Origin of the sequence: Chitinophaga sp. CC14, from assembly GCF_048957795.1 — a bacterium.
In the GTDB taxonomy this organism is placed as follows: domain Bacteria; phylum Bacteroidota; class Bacteroidia; order Chitinophagales; family Chitinophagaceae; genus Chitinophaga; species Chitinophaga ginsengisegetis.
The window spans coordinates 1,160,619-1,179,314 of sequence record NZ_JARBFY010000001.1 but is presented as its reverse complement, the minus strand read 5'-3'; the positions used below and the strand labels follow the sequence as shown (position 1 = coordinate 1,179,314).

Sequence of the window (18,696 nt, the reverse complement as noted above, 5' to 3'; positions counted from 1 at the left end):
GCCTTTTCTGTCTTAATACTATTAAGACTATTTACTTTTAGCCAGTTTGGCTTCAATGCTCAAGGTGGCGTGAGGAACTGCTCTGAGGCGTGCTTTATCTATGAGTTTACCGGTTACGCGGCAAATACCATAGGTTTTGTTTTCAATACGCATCATTGCTTTTTCCAGGTGATCGATGAACTGGATCTGACGGCTGGCCATTTGGTTCAGTTGCTCTCTTTCCTGGGAGCCGCTGCCATCTTCCATACTCATGTATTTATTCTCTGTATCGTCAGTACCTGCCTCGTCTTTACGGGTGATCAGGCCTTGCAGATAGATGAGCTCCTTTTTAGCTGATTCCAGCTTCTTTTGGATCAATTCTCTAAACTCCTGCAGGTCTGAATCACTGTATCTGTATACAGGACCAGTAGGTTGCGCTGGTTGATCCAGCACTGACTTGGTGAATTCAGGTTGGTAAGTTACCAGGGTAGCTTTTCCACCTTTTTTCTCAGATTTTTCAGTTTTTTCGGGTTTCTCGGATCTTTCCGCCTTTACTGACTTTTCAGCCTTAACAACAGGCTTTTCCGCTGCTTTTTTTGTGGATTCTTTTTCCTTAGCAACTTCTACCTTAGTATCTGCTTTCTTTACTGCCATCGTTTTAAGTTCTTTTTCTTCTGACTTAGAAATAAATGGTTTCTCTTTTCCAGCGGAAACACTTTTCGTTACCACTTGCTGCTTTACAGCAGGCTCTTTTTTAACGGTCGATTTCGCAGGTACAGCAACTTTCTTGACGGATGATGTTTTACTGTTTGGTAAGGCAGAGGCCTTTTTCACTGCTTTTTTAGGCGCCGGAGCGGCTTTTTTGGCAGTGCTTTTAGCTACCACGGCTTTTCCGGCTGCTGGTTTTGCTGCTGTTTTAGGAGCCGCCTTTGCAGGGGCTGCTTTTGCAGCTGCTTTCTTTGGAGCGGGCGCCGCTTTCTTTACCGGAGCAGGTTTAGCAGCTTTCTTCGCTGGTGATGCCTTTGCTACAGTCTTCTTAGCCGGAGCCGCCTTCTGGGTCGTTTTACTAGCAACCTTCTTTTTTGTTGCCATGGGGGATTAGCTTTTTTTGTTAACTAATACATTAAATTTAAGGTCGTTTACCTCTATTTCTGTACCATCTTGTAATCGCTCCACTAATTCCAGGCTATCTGCCAAAATTTCCGTGCAAATATAATCATTATAGTTCACAATGGCCGACTTGAGCGTATCCACACTTTCAACTGTTACGTCAATTCTGTCAGTCAATGCAAAATCACGATCCTTACGGATTTTTTGTATCCGGTTTACCAGTTCCCTGGCATTTCCTTCATCCTGTAACTGGGGGGTAATAGTAATGTCGAGCGCTACCGTTAAGGCGCCTTTATTAGCTACTGTCCATCCCGGAATATCTTCGGAAATGATTTCAACGTCAGAGAGTTGGATTTGCAACTGCTCTCCCTCTACAACCAGATTGAAATGGCCGTCGCGCTCAATGGTGGTAATTTCTGCCTCTGTAAACGCGCTGATCGCGGCTGCTACAGATTTCATCTTTGCTCCCATTTTACCACCGAGGGACTTGAAGTTAGGCTTAATCTTTTTCTTGATAAAACCCTCCGTTTCCGTAAGATAATCAATCCCTTTGACATTGACCTCACTTTTTATCAGGTCGGCTACCAATTCTATTTGCTCTTTCATTCTGCCATTTGCCACCGGAATTAAAATCTTCTGCAAAGGCTGACGAACCTTAATGTTCACCTTTTTACGCAAGGATAATACCAGCGAGGAAATATCCTGCGCCAGCTGCATCCTTTCTTCCAGATCAATATCCACCGCACCCTCATTTATCACCGGAAAATCAGTGTGATGGATGGAAGCCGCCTTGCTGCGGCCACTTACACTGTTCAGGTTGTTAAATAACCAATCGGTGAAAAATGGGGAAACCGGGGCCATCAATTGTGCAATTTTTTCCAAACATTCGTATAATGTCTGGTAAGCGCTGATCTTATCATGCTCATAGTCCCCTTTCCAGAACCGGCGACGGCACAAACGCACGTACCAGTTACTCAGCTGCTCATCCACAAAACGCTCTATCGCTCTGCCTGCCTGTGTAGGCTCGTAATCGTCGAAGCTACTGGTCACATCTTTTACCAGCGTATTCAATACGGAAATAATCCATCGGTCAATTTCCGGACGTTCTTCTAAAGGAATATATGCTTCCCTGAAAGTAAACTTATCAAGATTTGCATACATAGCAAAGAAGTTGTATGTATTGTACAGGGTGCCAAACAATTTACGCTGCGCTTCACCTATACCTTTTACATCAAACTTTAAACTATCCCAGGGTGAAGCATTGGTGATCAGGTACCAACGGGTGGCATCGGCCCCAAACTTTTCAATGGTTTCAAACGGATTCACCACGTTGCCGAGACGTTTACTCATTTTCTGCCCCTTCGCATCCAGTACTAACCCGTTGGAAACTACTGTTTTATACGCCACGCTATCAAACAGCATAACGCCCAGTGCGTGTAAAGTATAGAACCAGCCACGGGTTTGATCCACGCCCTCAGCAATAAAATCAGCCGGGAAAGCCTGTCCTTTATCTATCAGCTCTTTATTCTCAAAGGGATAATGCCACTGTGCATATGGCATCGCGCCGCTGTCAAACCAAACATCCACCAGATCAGGTTCACGACGCATTGGTTTGCCTGATGGGCTCACCAGGATAATATCATCCACATATGGTTTATGCAGATCCAGGATGCCCTCATGGAGATAGGACTTATTCACATCTCCGCCCAACACCTGGTTTGCCTTGCGGATTTCTGCATTCAGTTCCTCAATACCTCCGATACAGATTTCTTCTGTACCGTCTTCTGTACGCCAGATAGGCAACGGCGTACCCCAGTAACGGCTACGGCTGAGGTTCCAGTCCACCATGTTCTCCAGCCAGTTACCAAAACGACCGGTACCGGTGGATGCCGGCTTCCAGTTGATCGTTTTATTCAACTCTACCATCCTGTCTTTTACCGCAGTGGTTTTTATAAACCACGCATCCAGCGGGTAATACAATACCGGCTTATCAGTACGCCAGCAATGCGGATAGGTATGTTCGTACTTTTCTACCTTAAATGCACGGTTTTCTTTCTTCAGCTTCACGGCGATATCCACGTCTACATCTTTGTAATCGGGATCATCTTTATAATTCTTTACATATCTGCCTGAAAATTCACCAACATTCTCTGTAAACTTACCGGTTCTGTCTACCAGCGTTAAAATACCAATACCATATTTCTTACCTACCCGGTTATCATCCGCGCCAAAAGCGGGAGCAGTATGAACGATACCCGTACCATCTTCTGTAGTAACAAAGTCACCGAGGATTACACGGAATGGGTCGCCTTCTTCCGGCTGGGCAAATGGTAATAACTGTTCGTAACGGATATTTTCGAGCTGACTGCCCTTAAAGCTGGTCAGTATCTTCCACGGAATCACTTTATCGCCTTCCTGGTATGCCGCAAAGTCGCCGTTTTCTCCTTCTGCCTTGAAGTATTTACCCAGCAGCACTTTAGCCATTACAACATTCACCGGCAGGTGAGTATATGGGTTAAAAGTGTTTACCAGTACATATTCTATATTAGCACCTACCGTTAAACCCAGATTTGATGGTAAAGTCCACGGGGTGGTAGTCCAGGCCAGGAAAAATACCTCATCTGATCCTGCCGCATCAAAAAGAAACTGAGAATTACTTGCTTTTTGGGCCTTAAACATCGCCACAACCGTAGTATCCTTTACGTCCTTATAGGTGCCCGGCTGATTCAGCTCATGGGAGCTCAGACCGGTACCGGCCGCAGGGGAGTAAGGCTGGATACTTACACTTTTATACAGGAATCCTTTTTTATAAAGCGTTTGAAGACACCACCAGAGTGTTTCAATATAATTGTTCTCAAAAGTGATATACGGATCTTTCAGATCAACCCAGTATCCCATTTTCAGGGTCAGGTCATCCCACATATCTTTATACTTCAATACCTCCCGGCGGCAGGTATCATTATATTCAGCAACAGAAATCTTCTTGCCTATATCTTCTTTGGTAATCCCTAAAGTTTTTTCAACACCCAGTTCCACCGGCAAACCGTGGGTATCCCACCCACCTTTACGCTTTACCTGGTAACCACGCATCGTTTTATAGCGACACACCAGGTCTTTTAATGTACGTGAAATAACATGGTGAATACCCGGTAAACCATTGGCGCTTGGAGGTCCTTCATAAAAAACAAAAGGAGTGGCGCCTTCGCGCACTTCCACACTTTTTTCAAAAGTCTGGTGCTGCTCCCAGTGTTGCAGTATATCTTTCTCTATCTGAGGTAAATTCAACTGGTTATATTCCTGATATTTGCTGGACATAAAACAATTCCCCGCCCTTTGATGTTATTTAGACAATAATTGATTAAAATTGTGCGAAGTTAAGAAAATACGCTGGCTCCTAAATAGCCATCTTTGCTAAAAACTATGCTTTTTGAATATTTTTTATTGTTTTTTTTGTAATTTGCAATAAAGAGTATCTAAACTGCGTTTTTGGCATTGTTTTAGCTAACTAGCCAGGAAGAAATTAGAAAAACCTAGTAGTTAATTTTAACCCAACGGAAAAAACCATATCAAATATGAAAAAGTTGACGTTAATATTTTGCGCGGTTCTATTCACTTCCGGCATAACTTTTGCACAGCAAAAAAAATCAGTTAAAAAAACAAAGATAGTTGCCAAAGCGGTGCAAGCACCTGAGGCAGTTAAGAGTTCTTTTGATCAGAATTTTGCGGGAACAGCAGCTGCTAAGTGGACAAAGACAAGTGCAGGACATTGGACAGCAAGTTTCCAAAAAGACAACATAAACACAATTGCAGAGTATGATGCGGATGGCAAATGGGTTGCCACAAGAAGCGCTTATGATGCTCAAAATCTTCCGGAGTCAGTGGCTGGTACACTGAAAACAAAATATCCGGCAGCAACCATAAAAGATGGCTGGAAAATTGAGAGATCAGATGTAGCTTCATACTACAAAATCAATATTCAGGATAATGGTACGGACAAGGCAGTGTTGCTGAATGAAGCTGGTACCATCACTGAATAACACAAACAAGTATTTCATAGGTATAGGGATAAATAGGACAGACCCTGCTCTTTTGGGCGGGGTTTTTTATTTGTTATGACTCCTCACATCTGTTTTTCTCACTCCCGAATTTCCCAACATGTGAATTTTTTCCAACGGTAGAACCTGCAAATTCCACAACCCGTAAATCGGAAACCTGTAAAGCTCAAACTGCATTTAACAAAAAGGATATAAAGTTAATCCTGTATCATTAGTACTACCTGTAAGGTCCTGCCAGGCTGGCGCCATTATAGGATAAGCCGTAGATAAGCCGTATATAACCCGTATCTAAGCCGTAGATAACTTGTACCTATAGAGATACGGCTTAGCGATGACTTATCATCATTTCATCTCCGGGTATAATCCGGGTTATTATCCAATAGACCTGCTTTTGCACTTGCGGCACTATTTCCCACTACGTTTCAGAAGAATACTTTTCCCAAACAAAAAAAGTCGCCCGCAGAAGCGAACGACTTTATAAAATCTGGTAGAAACTTTTCTGGCATATTGCACTTCAATGGTGTTTGATATTCATGCAAGTATGATTTATGGCTTTACTTACTTTTGCCAGCCAAGCTTCTTCCAAGGTCAAATCTGATAAGGAAGCTTATAGGAAACGCAAATGGATATCTGCCTATCGTGTTACAAAGAAACACCTATATTTTATCTTCCGTTTTTCAAATCGGGAAAACAAATGATCGAAAAGGGAAAATACCGGCTCATTTGCCCGATTTCAAACTTCTTTTCAGCGCCCGGGAAATGGTAAACCAGTAAAACCTGGCTAACCGCCCCTGGTAGAAATACTTCAAAACCTGCTTGTACTCCCCCTGGAAATGCAATACAGACATCGCCTGCGCCATTCCATCGGTGGCCTTGCAATACACTGCTTCCCCCTTTAATTTAATCGCCTTCCTGTTGCAAAAGGACTGGTAAATGCCATTCTCGCTATAAACAGAAGAAATGTTATGGTCAATACCCAGCGAGCTGCCGACGGCATTGGAATTCAAGTAGGGAATACCCTTCTCTTTTACCCACATATAGAGCAAGGTCATGTCTGAAATAGCCGTTCTTCCTATCTTTTCCTGCTGTATTTTATAATGCCTCGCCAGGAAATGATCTTGTTTATTTCTCTTATAAACCTCCAGCAGGTAATCAGTGAAACTATTGATCAGCGCTTTATTCCAGAACGAAAAATGCGGGGAAATCTGGTGTTCGCTGCCTTCCCCGTAAAACCCCTCACTCCCGATAAATACACCTTGCAAGGATGTATCTTCCCGGATATGCTGCAGGTTATTCACCAGGTAAATATCTGAATCAGAAAGAATAAAAGTATCCTCATTTTTATGAGCTTCCGCAATAGCGAAGTAACGGGCGAAACAACTTACTTCAAACTCAACCGAGTTGACACTATAGTGTTCATAAAGAGACAGGAATTGCTCGTACCTGGTGTTGCCTTTCAATTGATCAGGACCAATTACGGTAAGATTCAGGCTCAAACGCCGGGCTTTTCTTTCATATAACTTTAAATAGATAAGATCCCTGTTTTCATATATATAGATGTCATTCAACATATGTACTATTTTATCATCTGTTTTAGGCATAAACAGATGACTTAAAAAACATATAAATATAGTTACGTTATTTTTAACGCAGAGATATTTCCCTTACAGGGAAAGCATAGCAGTGACGTAGACGTAGAAGTAATGAAATGCTGTATTTAACGCAACAGCAGTTCGCAGGGCTTCAGCCCGGTGTGCTTTTTAAAGGCAGTGGAGAAGTGGGAAATACAGGAATATCCCATCAGCATAGCTACTTCAGAAACAGACATTCCTTTTTCATACAAAAGCCCTTTGGCCTTTTCCATTCTTTCTTTCTGGAAATAATCATATATGGTGGTACCATACATGGCTTTGAAGCCTTTCTTCAGGTAACATTCGTTCATGGCTACCCGGCGGGCCAGATCCCTGATGGTAATAGGAGAGTCCAGTTGTTCCAGCAGGATACCCCGGGCGTTTTCTATTTTTTCGCGGTCTTCCAGATGAGTGAGGAAGCGGCAACCATAGCGTTCGTCGGTATCATTCTGCATAAACTGGTCGGAGCTGTATAATAACAGGTCCAGCGCACGGCTTTGCAGGAATATATTTTTCAGGATGCCCTCGTAATCATGATGCACCATTGTTTCCAGTACGGATTTGGACTTCGTACAGGGCTGGATGGTTTTCACAAAAGGTTTGCGGGACTGATTTTCAAATAAAGAAAAGGTAGTGGTACCCTTTTGCAGCGACTGGATAAATGCAGGCTGGAAGCGAACTGTGATCAGGTCTACCGATGGTACCCTGTCATTGCAGGCTTCCTTCTTGCCTTCCGAGCAAAGCTGATCGGTACAGGAAGGATTTTTACAATATTTACTGCCGGCAACACAATACCGCAGCTCAATGGCGGCAGATTGTCCCCTTTTGGCGGGCTGGTAAATAACCATCGCCACATCTTCAACAGGTAACGGTTTATCGTAGATAAAACGTTGTAACGTAAAATCAAGACAGTCAGGTACTGACACACTATCCTGCTCCGCCAGCTGTAACTGGTCGCTCATCGCGGGCTGCGGAATGGCTAAAGACAATATTTCCTGTATTTCTTTCACTTTATCTGTTTTTAAACGCCGTGCTGTTATAGAAGTCACAAATTTAGGGATTCGTTTTTTAAACAAATACGTTTTGACAATACAGTTACAAACCCATCCCTGCTTTCCCTCTTGAAAAAGCACACTTATTGGTATAAATTTCGTTTATGCTTCCCTGATGGCAAAAAATATCCGCAGACTGGTAAAGATCATACTTATTGTAGCCGGTGTACTTACCTTATTGGTGCTGGGTACCGGCTGGTATCTTAATCAACACTGGAATAAACTGCTGAAACAGGAGCTTCAGGGCTATGTAACCGATCTGTCGGACAGTCTTTATACCGTTAAGTTCGAAGAACTGCACCTGGACGTGCTTTCCGGCAGTGTAACTATCGAAAAAGCCAGCATGACGGCCGATTCCGTTGTTTATCAACGCCTGTTGTCGCAACAACGGGCGCCGGCCGATATTTACACCATCAGCGTGGACCGGCTGGAACTTAAATACTTTAAGCCCTGGCGCTATTTTTTCGGGAAAGACCTTAACGCTGGTATCCTCAAGGTAACCAGCCCCAGTATCATTATGGACCAAAACGCCACCGTGAAAGATACCAGCACCCCGAAAACAGCCTACCAGAACATTTCTGCCAAAATGAAATCCATTTTTATAGGTAAGCTGGTACTGGACAGCACCAACTTCAAATATATTTTTACCCGGAAAGACTCGTCCCGGGTGATCCATCAATTCCACAATCTGAGTGTACAAATCAATGATTTCCTGATAGACTCGGTAGCCCTGGATGATCCCACCCGTTTTTTATATGCCCGCAATTACGAAATAGGGATGAAGGACTATATGAACAGAACCCGGGATAGCCTTTACTGGATGTATGTTCGCGGAATCCGGTATGACGCAGCCCAACGCACTGTGAATATTAGCCAGTTTGAATTGCAACCCCGTTATGATAAGGCCGCCTTCCAGAAAAAGACCGGCGTGCAGCAGGACCGGTTTGAAGTGGTATTTAACGATATCAGCCTGCGCAACCTTAATCCACGTCTTTTATTACAGGAGCAGCAGATCTGGGCTGAGCGGGCAAATATCCAGAGTGGAAAACTGGACATCTACAGGAACCGCATGATGCCTATGCCTCCCGGCAATAAACTGGGTCAATATCCCCACCAGCTACTGGCTAAACTGAAAATCCCCGTGAATATTGATACGCTTACCGGCAATAACATCGATATCCGGTATACAGAATTGAGCCCGGTTACGGAACAAACCGGGTATATCAATTTCAGTCATGTACACGGTTTGTTCCGTAACATCACCAATATTGATAGCATGGTAGCCAAAAACGGGCACCTCACAGCCGATTTTGATGCAATATTTATGAAAAGCGGTAAACTAACCGCCCGGTTTGATTTTCTGCTGAACGATAAAGGCGGCAGGTTTGGCGTTTCCGGCCGGCTGAATAATATGAACGGCAAAGATCTGAACGTTATCACCCAGCCAATGGGGAAAATCGAGATCAGGTCGTGCGATATCCAGGATCTTACCTTTAATATTAATGGAGATGAGCGAAGGGCGAAGGGCCATGTAAAACTGCTGTACCAAAATCTTAAAATTGCCGTTTTAAAGCAGAATAAAGATCACGATGGATTTAAACGCAAAGGGCTCATTAGTCTCGTAGCTAACGCATTGGTAATCAATTCAGAGAACCCATCCAAAAATGAAAAGGTCCGCACCGCGGATGTTGCTTACACCCGGGACATCCAAAAGTCCTTTTTTAACCTGGTGTGGAAAACTTTATTTACAGGCGTAAAAGACATTGCTGGTGCAGGAAATCTCTAGTGGAAAAAATGATGGATCCTCACCACATAAAAACAGCCCTTCTTTTGTGGAAATAAGGCTTATTTTTCGTATTTTTGCATGATTGTCTACCGATTTTATTTCTAATAGATTTTACACCAACATATGAGCGAAGAATTAGTGCAAGCACCCAGCCCCAGCAGCAACGGATATGATGCAGGGAGTATACAGGTATTGGAAGGACTGGAAGCCGTTAGGAAGCGTCCGGCCATGTATATCGGCGATATTGGCGTCAAGGGTCTCCACCACCTTGTTTATGAGGTAGTAGATAACTCTATCGATGAAGCATTGGCGGGGTACTGCAAAAACATCGATGTTACCATCCTGGAAGATAACTCCATCCGTGTAAAGGATGATGGCCGTGGTATTCCAACCGGCATTATCCCGAAGGAAGGCCGTTCTGCCCTGGAAGTGGTAATGACGGTACTCCACGCCGGTGGTAAATTTGACAAGAACACTTACAAGGTGTCCGGTGGTTTGCACGGTGTGGGTGTGAGTTGCGTAAACGCATTGAGCGACAGGCTTTATGTAACTGTAGAACGTGAAGGCAAATTATTTGAACAGGAATTTCATCGTGGCGCGCCACAATATCCTGCACGTGAAATAGGTACCAGTGAAGTAACCGGAACCACCATTCACTTTAAACCCGATGGTGAAATCTTCAAAGAAACCACCTACAACCGCGAAATACTTGCTGGTCGTTTACGTGAGCTGTCTTACCTGAACCGTAAAATCAAGATCACTTTAACCGACGAACGTGAAAAAGATGAAGAAGGTAACTTCTTCTCTGAAACTTTCTACAGTGAAGGTGGTATCCGCGAGTTTATCCAGATGCTCGACAAAAATGGCCGCCGTAACCCGATATTGCTGAATCCAATTTATGTAGAAGTACATGAGCCGGTTTCAAATGTAGCCGTAGAGGTAGCCCTGGTATACAACGACGCATTCAGTGAGAACATTTTCTCCTACGTAAATAATATCAACACCATTGAAGGAGGTACACACGTAGCCGGTTTCCGCCGTGCTATCACCCGTGTATTTAAATCTTATGGTGATAAAAATAAAATGTTTGAGAAGTCGAAGATCGAAGTTACCGGCGACGACTTCCGTGAAGGACTGAGCGCTATTATCAGCGTGAAAGTTCCTGAGCCACAGTTTGAAGGACAAACCAAAACCAAGCTCGGTAACTCCGATGTAATGGGTGTGGTAGATAGTTCTGTTGCCGGAGTACTGGAGGCATTCCTGGAAGAAAATCCGCGTGAAGCAAAGCAGATCATCAATAAGGTGGTATTGGCTGCGCAGGCCCGTGAAGCCGCCCGTAAAGCACGTCAGCTGGTACAACGCAAAAGCGTAATGACCGGTAGCGGCTTACCAGGTAAACTGGCCGATTGCTCCGATAACGATCCTACCAAATGTGAGCTGTACCTTGTCGAAGGAGACTCCGCAGGTGGTACCGCCAAACAGGGACGTAACCGTAACTACCAGGCCATCCTGCCGCTCCGTGGTAAAATCCTTAACGTGGAAAAAGCAATGGAGCACAAGATCTACGAGGATAATGAAATCAAAAACATCTTTACTGCACTGGGCGTTACCATTGGTACAGAAGAAGATGATAAAGCACTGAACCTTTCCAAACTGCGCTATCACAAGCTCATCATCATGACGGATGCCGACGTGGATGGTAGCCACATTGCCACACTGATCCTGACCTTCGTTTTCCGTTATATGAAAGCAATGGTTGAACAGGGTTATGTGTACATTGCGCAACCACCACTGTATCTCGTGAAAAAAGGTAAAGAACAAACTTACGCCTGGACGGAAGAACAGCGTAAAGAAGCGACTGTAAGGCTCGCTGGCGGCGGTAAGGAAGACAGCGTAACCATTCAGCGTTATAAAGGTTTGGGTGAGATGAACGCAGAACAGCTGTGGGATACTACCATGAACCCTGAACACCGTACCCTGAAACAGGTAACCATTGAAAGCGCCGCAGAAGCTGACCGCGTATTCAGTATGCTGATGGGTGATGAAGTTCCTCCACGCAGGGCATTCATCGAATCACATGCGAAGTATGCTAAGATTGATGCTTAATTACGTATATACGTTATAGTTATAAACAAAAAATCCTGCCGCTGAAACGGCAGGATTTTTTGTTTTATCATCTGAAAATAATCTCTTTATCCTTCTCTCGTAAGAATATAATTTGCCAACACCTGGTACAGGAACACACCTATCAGCATAGCAGTAACAACTATATTGAAGGCATCATTAATAACAAATGCCAACACAGTACCCAATACGCCCAGCAGCGCCAGCCCTGCGGTATACCACGTAATAATCCGGCGGTTCTTTTTGCTTTCAGGTATATAAAATCCCGCAGCCGGCAGCAACATAATACCACTGCAAAGACACAATGCCAGCAATCCCTGCAGATGCGAGAACAGGAACGCCGCACCTGCTGCTAACGATACACATAACAGGATCCCTACTACATTAGACACCTGTGTTTGTTCTTTGCTCAATGCGTATCTGCCGTATGGATTCAGGCGCAGGAACAGGTTACTCACCGGCGTAATGAGCCAGGTAGAAAGCGCCAGGAACGCCAACAGTACGTATACCGGGAAGAATACCCTGCTGGCGATTTGTGTGAGTATAAAAATGGCAATGATAATGATCCATTGTGTACGCGCTTTTTGCCGCGCCATAAAAAAGGCATAGTTCAGGAACTGCCGGTACAGCCAGTACCTGGCTTTCATGGCCTGCACCATACCCTGCCGCGCCCATTCATTATTAGGGTCCAGTTTCAACGACTCCCTGAAATGCTCCAGCGACTTCCGGTGATCACCGGCCTCCAGCCATTTCTGGCCGAGGTTGGCATGGGTGTAAGCATTTTCGGGATTGTGCTCCAGTGCCTCATGCAAATTGGAAAATGCTTCTTCCTTTTTGCCCAGCCGGAATAACGCATGAGAACGGAGATTAAGACAGGCTTCATCTTCCGGGTTAATAGCCAGTCCCTCTTCCGCCTTGTGGAGCGCCGCTTCATATTCTTTCCTCGACAACAAAATCTGGCTCCACATGGCAAAATAATTCACCCGGTAAGGGTTTATAGCCACTGCATTGCTGATGGCCCTGATAGCTTCGTTAAATTGATTCTTTGCAAAAGCGATCCTGGACAACAGGTACAGGAAACGATCATCGTATGGCGCAAAGCTGAGGGTATTGCTTGCTATCTGGGATGCTTCTGCCGTGTTGCCTGTTTCCAGGTAACAGATTGCCAGCAGGTATAATCCGTCGGTATCGTGGGCATTGGTGCTCAGGTGCTGACGTAATGCTGCAAAGGCATCTTGGAAGCGGCCTTGTTGTACTAAAATCTGAGCGCGCTGAATTAATACAGCCATAAACGTTATTTCTTAATATCCAGGTATTTCAATACATCATCATAAAGACCGGTTTCATTTGAATACAGCGCATAATTACGGGCAGTATTAAACCATTCCCTTGTGGTGGGTTTATGTATTTTGGCGGCTTTTAATAATTCCTTCTGTGTAATGGGCTGTGGTACACCTTTCTGCAAGGCTTCCAACAGTTTCTCTTCTATCGCAATATCCACAATCGCTTTAAGGTCGGCGCCGGAGTAGCCCGGAGTGGCCTTTGCCAGGGCGTTGTAATTAATATCGCTTACCGGTTTATTGCGTAATTGTAACTTCAGGATTTCTTCCCTGCCTTCCGCTTCCGGTGGTGCTACAAAAATGATCCGGTCGAAACGGCCCGGGCGGCGGAATGCAGGATCCAGGCTCCACGGAGCGTTGGTGGCGCCGATAATGAGAATGTTCTCATTGCTGGCGGCAATACCATCCATTTCTGCGAGGAACTGATTAATAATATGCGTTGCGCCCGACTGCCGGAGCGCTGTACGGTTAGCGCCTAGTGCATCTACCTCATCAAAAAACAAAACACAGGGCTTACTCTGACGGGCCAGCTCAAACAAGCTATGCAGATTTTTTTCACTGGTACCCACCCACATGTCCAGCACATCATGAATGCCCACGTTGATAAACTCCGCCTGTATTTGTCCTGCGGTAGCTTTGGCCAGGTATGTTTTACCGCATCCCGGAGGGCCATACAGCAAGATACCGCCACCAGCTTTTTTTCCATAGGCTTTATAAAGATCTGGGAACTGCAGGGGCTTGATGATCTTCAGATCTATTTCCTGCTTTTCTCTTTCCATACCGCCTACATCTGAAAAATTAATTTCAGGTTTTTCCAGCATGAACAGGCTCTCACTTTCTTCTTCTTCCTCATCTTCTCCGTTAAAGGAAACAGATGGTTGTTGCGCTACCCTGAAAAGCCCGTCCAGTGCTTCATCACGGAAGCCCGGATTTATTTGCAGCAAATGCTGATATATTTCTTTGGCAGACGGCATAGATTGTTCCTTCACCAGGATGCGGCAATGCAGCAGCAGCGCATCAAAATGGTCCGGCTCCCGGTTTTCCAGTTGTTCCAGTACCACAATGGCAGCGGAATATTTATGCTGATGATAAAAGGTGCGTGCCAGGCCAAGCTGTGCAGCAGTATTAGAAGACGACAGTTCCAGTACTTTTCTGTATTGTTCTTCTGCGGCAGTGTATTCATAATCCTGCAGCAGTACCTGCGCCAGATGCATACGTAAAGGCACATTCTCCGGTGAAAACTGCACCGCCTCCTGTAATTGCTTTATTACTTCCGATGACATAATGTGCTTCTTTTAATTATTCAGTAACCCCGTAATAATACGCAATTCGGCCGCAAAAAAAGTGTTAATTGTGCCTAAATCCCCACGCCCGTCAAAAATATACTCCTCATTCCATCTATATATATTTTATTTAATTAATAAATATTTATATATATTGCAGCCATATTATCCCTATGCCAACAGAACCTAACCAGTATCCTATGTCAAATTAACTAATGGCCGGCTGCGCAAAAGCGGCCGGCACTGGTTTCGTTCCGTTAAAAAACGGCATGCCTAAACTATAATGTTATGAGAATGAAACTCTTAATGGTAGCCGTTATTGCTGCTTTAGGAACGATCCTTTGTTCCTGTGATAAAAAGACCGAAACAACACCAGCCAGCAGCTTCTACTTTAAAATGGATGGCGTTAAATACCAGTCAAATGCCACAGAAGCATACCTTACCGATACTGTATATGCCGGCAAAAAGACCCTGGTGATAGATGGTGTTACCAATAACTTCGGCCATCATATGGAGCTGATGATCACTTTTCCGGATTCACTGAAAGCGGGTACTTATATAGAAGATGTGGAAATGTCACTGATGAATATCCAGGAAAAAGAACCGGGTTACCTGAGTAAAAATATCAAAGTAATTATAACGAGCATTAATAGTAAACACGCGGAGGGGACATTCTCCGGTGTATTAATAAGTGGTGAAACAGAAAAACCTTTAACGGACGGGACTTTTAAAGTCGAAATTTATTAAACACATTTGATGAACTTTCTCACATGCCCCTCCTTTAAAGGCGGGGCTTTTTAATTCGTACGTACGTTAAGGTTATATTATTTTGTTTGTTGTTTACCCTGAGTTAACAATTAATTCCTATCTCATTTTAGCGCACTGTTAACATTAAAGTTAAATAAAACTCCCATTTCTGATAGTATTTAAACACTAAACGGCCTTAAATGGCTCCTTTTTAGGATGTTTTAGGCACTTCTTAACAATTCCGTAATGATCTGTTAACATTCTGGTTGCATCAGACTGTTTCCTTTGCACCTGTAAATACTTACAAAACAGTTTATGAAATCATTCTTTACGCTATTAGCTAGCTTCATTGTAATTCTATGTTACAGCGCGAACGCACAGGTGACCACTTCCGTTATATCGGGTAAAGTATCCGATCCGGGTGGACAGGCCATTCCCGGCGTTACAGTAGTAATAGTAAATAACAGCACCGGCGCCAAATCAGGCGTACAAACCAACACTGATGGCCGTTATAATCTGCCTAACCTGAATCCAGGCGGTCCTTACACTATCACTGTTTCATTCATTGGATATAAGAAAGAAGTAAAATCAGATGTTAACCTCGGACTGGGAACCACCAGTTTCAACTTTAAATTACAGGAAGAATCCACTGCACTGAGTGAAGTAGTGGTAACAGGTAATGCCGGTGCAGGCAAATCCGGTACCAGGGTAGGACAGGAGCAGATTAAAGCGCTCCCTACACTGAGCCGCAGCCTGCAGGACCTTACCAAAGTAACGCCGCAGAGCAACAACAACTCCTTCCTGGGTACCAACTACCGTTACAATAACGTAACTGTAGATGGCGCTATCAACAACGACGCCATTGGTTTCAGCCCTTCACTGGGTGGACAGAGCAACACCAGCGGTCAGCCAGGCAGCAGCACCCGTACCAACCCGGTATCTGTAGATGCCATCCAGGATATACAGGTGTTACTGGCTCCCTTCGATGTGAAAGTTGGTAACTTCCTCGGTGGTAGCGTAAATGCCGTAACCCGCAGCGGTACCAACGAAGTACACGGTTCCATCTACGGATTTGGCCGCAACGCTTCCCTGGTTGGTAAAAACAACGCCGGCGACGGTTCTAAATTACCAAGCGATTTTCATGAGTACCAGACCGGTGTTCGTATCGGTTTCCCCATCATCAAAAACAAATTATTCTTCTTCACCAACGAAGAAATTACCCGCCGCGTGGATCCGGTGATCCTCGGTGCAGGTTCTGCTGATGGCGGTGGCATCTTAACAGAAAAAGACGCTGCTGATATCACCGCATTGATGAAAACATACGGCGTAGATCCGGGTACTTCAGGTAACACCAGCATCTATTCCAACTCTAATAAATTCTTCAACAGGATCGACTGGCACATCAATGGAAAACACCAGTTGTCTGTTCGTAACAACACCATCACTTCCGAAGCTACCAACCTGGAACGCGATCAGCAAAACTTCCGTTTCAAGGGCATCGACTTCAAACAGGTAAATAACCAGACTTCTACTGTAGCTGAACTGAAAAGTAACTTTAACAGCGGTTTCTCCAACAGTTTGATCCTCGGTTACTCCAATGTACACGATTACAGGGATCCACTGTCTGATCCGGCTACACCACAGATCCAGATTAAAGGAAGAACACCAGGTTCTACCATCTTCCTGGGTACCGACCGTGAAGCCAGTATCTTCAACATGAAACAAAAAACGTTTGAAATAACTGATAACGTAACCCTGTTCAAAGGAAATCACACTATTACCCTCGGTACACACAATGAGTTTTACAACATCACTTATGGTTTTGTAAACTCCTGGAATGGCCGTCTGGATTACAACAGCGTTGAAGACTTCCTGGCTAACAATCCTGCACGTGTACGCGGTAACTATAACTACACCAACAACTCCCGTGATTACATCATGGCTAATCCTCCTGCCCAGTTCAAAGCAAACCTGCTGAGCGTTTACGGACAGGATGAAATCCAGCTGACTGACCGTTTCAGAATTACTCCGGGTATCCGTTTGGATTACACAGGTATTCCCAACAAACAACCTTTGAGTGATAAAACAATCAAATCACCGGAAGATCCTAACTACGGCACCACTTACAACTATACCAAACCAAAGGATATCAAAAACGACTTCCTGAATAATGTGCAGATCTCTCCGCGCTTAGGATTCAACTATGATATCAAAGGCGATAACAGCCTGGTACTGCGTGGCGGATCCGGTTTATTCACCGGCCGTATTCCTTTCGCATGGATCGGTTATGCTTATTATAACAATGGTGTTACTTATGGCGCTTACGATCAGAGAAGCAGCACCAAACCATTTGTTAACACTCCGCTGCCTGCAGCAAAACCATCCCAGAATGGTATCGCAGACTTTGCCTCCCAGAATGGCGTAGATGTTAAAAATGCTGCCGGCGCTACACAGGTGGATATGATCGACAACAACTTCAAAATGCCGCAGGTATGGAGAAGCAGCCTCGCATTGGATTACACCACCCACGACCAGTGGAAGTTCTCCATCGAAGGTATCTATACCAAAGTAATCAAGGATCTGATGTTCCAGCAGGTAAACCTGGCGGATAATCCAACTTACTTTGCATACGATGTAAACAAGCAACAGCCTATCTACACCGGTTCTAAAATCAATCCTTTATATACTAACGCTTACCTGTTATCCAACACCGATAAAGGTTACCGTTACAGCATCACCGGCCAGGTATCCAAAACATTCCCTTTTGGTTTGAACTTCATGGTGGCTTACACTTACGGACAGGCAAAAGATATCACCAATGGTATCCGCAACTCGATGGAATCAAACTGGCAGCTGAACCAGGCGCTGAATCCTAACAATCCAGGACTGGCTTACTCTAACTTCGACATCCGTAACCGTATCGTTGCTACCGTTGCTTACAAACAGGATTGGGGCACTAAAGGCAAATGGGTATCTAACTTCTCTGCCTTTTTCAATACCTCTTCCGGTACACCGTTCTCTTATGGTTTAGTGAATGCTACCATCAACGGTACACCACAGCAGGTGAGCCTCACCTACATCCCGAAAGATGTGGCTGAAGCAACCAACTTCTTTACCGATAAAGCAGGTGGACCAACTGCTGCTCAACAGGCAAATGATTTCATGAGCTATGTTAACAGCAATAGCTACCTGAGTGGTCGTAAAGGTCAGTTCACTGAACGTAACGGCGGCCGCACACCGTGGAACACACAGGCCGACTTCCGTTTCGCGCAGGACTATAACTTTAAAGCAGGTAAGAAGGTACATACCATCACGTTAACTTACGATATCGTGAACGTTACTAACCTGTTGAACAAAGACTGGGGTATTCAGTACTTCACACCTAACACCTTTAACTCAATGGCGAGTGTTGGTTTGAGCCCTACCGGTAAAGTGGTTAACAATTATCCTACTTATACTTTCAGCAAACCAGGCACTCCATATTCAAAAGATTTCTTTGCATCGCGTCACCAGATGCAGCTGGGCCTGAGATACAGCTTTTAATTCAGCTTGTCTTAATAAAACGCAAAAGAGGTTGTTCCATACGGAA

General features: G+C 44.5%; 11 protein-coding genes. 5 read left to right on the top strand and 6 right to left on the bottom strand.

Annotated features, from left to right (window positions below; genetic code table 11):
- Positions 1-27: 27 nt before the first annotated feature.
- A complete protein-coding gene (locus PV783_RS04960) occupies positions 28-1,071 on the bottom strand; it encodes a TraR/DksA C4-type zinc finger protein (protein ID WP_111577035.1) in 1,044 nt (347 codons plus the stop codon).
- A 6-nt stretch (positions 1,072-1,077) separates the two neighbouring features.
- Entirely contained in the window at positions 1,078-4,404 is a 3,327-nt protein-coding gene (ileS, locus tag PV783_RS04955; protein WP_420987295.1) for an isoleucine--tRNA ligase, read from the bottom strand.
- Between the two features lie 257 nt (positions 4,405-4,661).
- On the opposite strand from ileS, the gene PV783_RS04950 reads away from it, so the two are divergent.
- Entirely contained in the window at positions 4,662-5,126 is a 465-nt protein-coding gene (locus PV783_RS04950) for a PepSY-like domain-containing protein (RefSeq protein WP_079469825.1), read from the top strand.
- A 737-nt stretch (positions 5,127-5,863) separates the two neighbouring features.
- Here PV783_RS04950 and PV783_RS04945 read toward each other — a convergent pair.
- Together PV783_RS04945 and PV783_RS04940 are read right to left on the bottom strand one after the other, a co-directional pair.
- On the bottom strand, positions 5,864-6,745 hold the full coding sequence (locus PV783_RS04945; RefSeq protein WP_420987294.1) for a hypothetical protein: 882 nt from the start codon (positions 6,743-6,745) through the stop codon (positions 5,864-5,866).
- A 116-nt stretch (positions 6,746-6,861) separates the two neighbouring features.
- On the bottom strand, positions 6,862-7,824 hold the full coding sequence (locus PV783_RS04940) for a helix-turn-helix domain-containing protein (protein ID WP_420987293.1): 963 nt from the start codon (positions 7,822-7,824) through the stop codon (positions 6,862-6,864).
- Between the two features lie 118 nt (positions 7,825-7,942).
- On the opposite strand from PV783_RS04940, the gene PV783_RS04935 reads away from it, so the two are divergent.
- Both PV783_RS04935 and gyrB read left to right on the top strand, forming a co-directional pair.
- On the top strand, positions 7,943-9,613 hold the full coding sequence (locus PV783_RS04935) for a hypothetical protein (RefSeq protein ID WP_420987292.1): 1,671 nt from the start codon (positions 7,943-7,945) through the stop codon (positions 9,611-9,613).
- 123 nt (positions 9,614-9,736) lie between these two features.
- Positions 9,737-11,719: a DNA topoisomerase (ATP-hydrolyzing) subunit B gene (gene gyrB, locus PV783_RS04930; RefSeq protein ID WP_079469829.1), complete on the top strand. Its 1,983-nt coding sequence runs from the start codon at positions 9,737-9,739 to the stop codon at positions 11,717-11,719.
- Positions 11,720-11,805: 86 nt separating this feature from the next.
- Here gyrB and PV783_RS04925 read toward each other — a convergent pair whose 3' ends face one another.
- Both PV783_RS04925 and PV783_RS04920 read right to left on the bottom strand, forming a co-directional pair.
- Positions 11,806-13,026, bottom strand: coding sequence for a tetratricopeptide repeat protein (locus PV783_RS04925; RefSeq protein ID WP_420987291.1), 1,221 nt, complete (start codon positions 13,024-13,026; stop codon positions 11,806-11,808).
- A gap of 5 nt (positions 13,027-13,031) precedes the next feature.
- Positions 13,032-14,360 (bottom strand): AAA family ATPase, encoded by a 1,329-nt coding sequence (locus PV783_RS04920; protein ID WP_420987290.1) that lies wholly within the window; start codon positions 14,358-14,360, stop codon positions 13,032-13,034.
- Between the two features lie 288 nt (positions 14,361-14,648).
- On the opposite strand from PV783_RS04920, the gene PV783_RS04915 reads away from it, so the two are divergent.
- Together PV783_RS04915 and PV783_RS04910 are read left to right on the top strand one after the other, a co-directional pair.
- Complete coding sequence (locus PV783_RS04915) at positions 14,649-15,107, top strand: hypothetical protein (protein WP_133256120.1); 459 nt, start codon at positions 14,649-14,651, stop codon at positions 15,105-15,107.
- A 315-nt stretch (positions 15,108-15,422) separates the two neighbouring features.
- Positions 15,423-18,650: a TonB-dependent receptor gene (locus PV783_RS04910; protein ID WP_420987289.1), complete on the top strand. Its 3,228-nt coding sequence runs from the start codon at positions 15,423-15,425 to the stop codon at positions 18,648-18,650.
- The last annotated feature ends 46 nt before the right edge of the window (positions 18,651-18,696 follow it).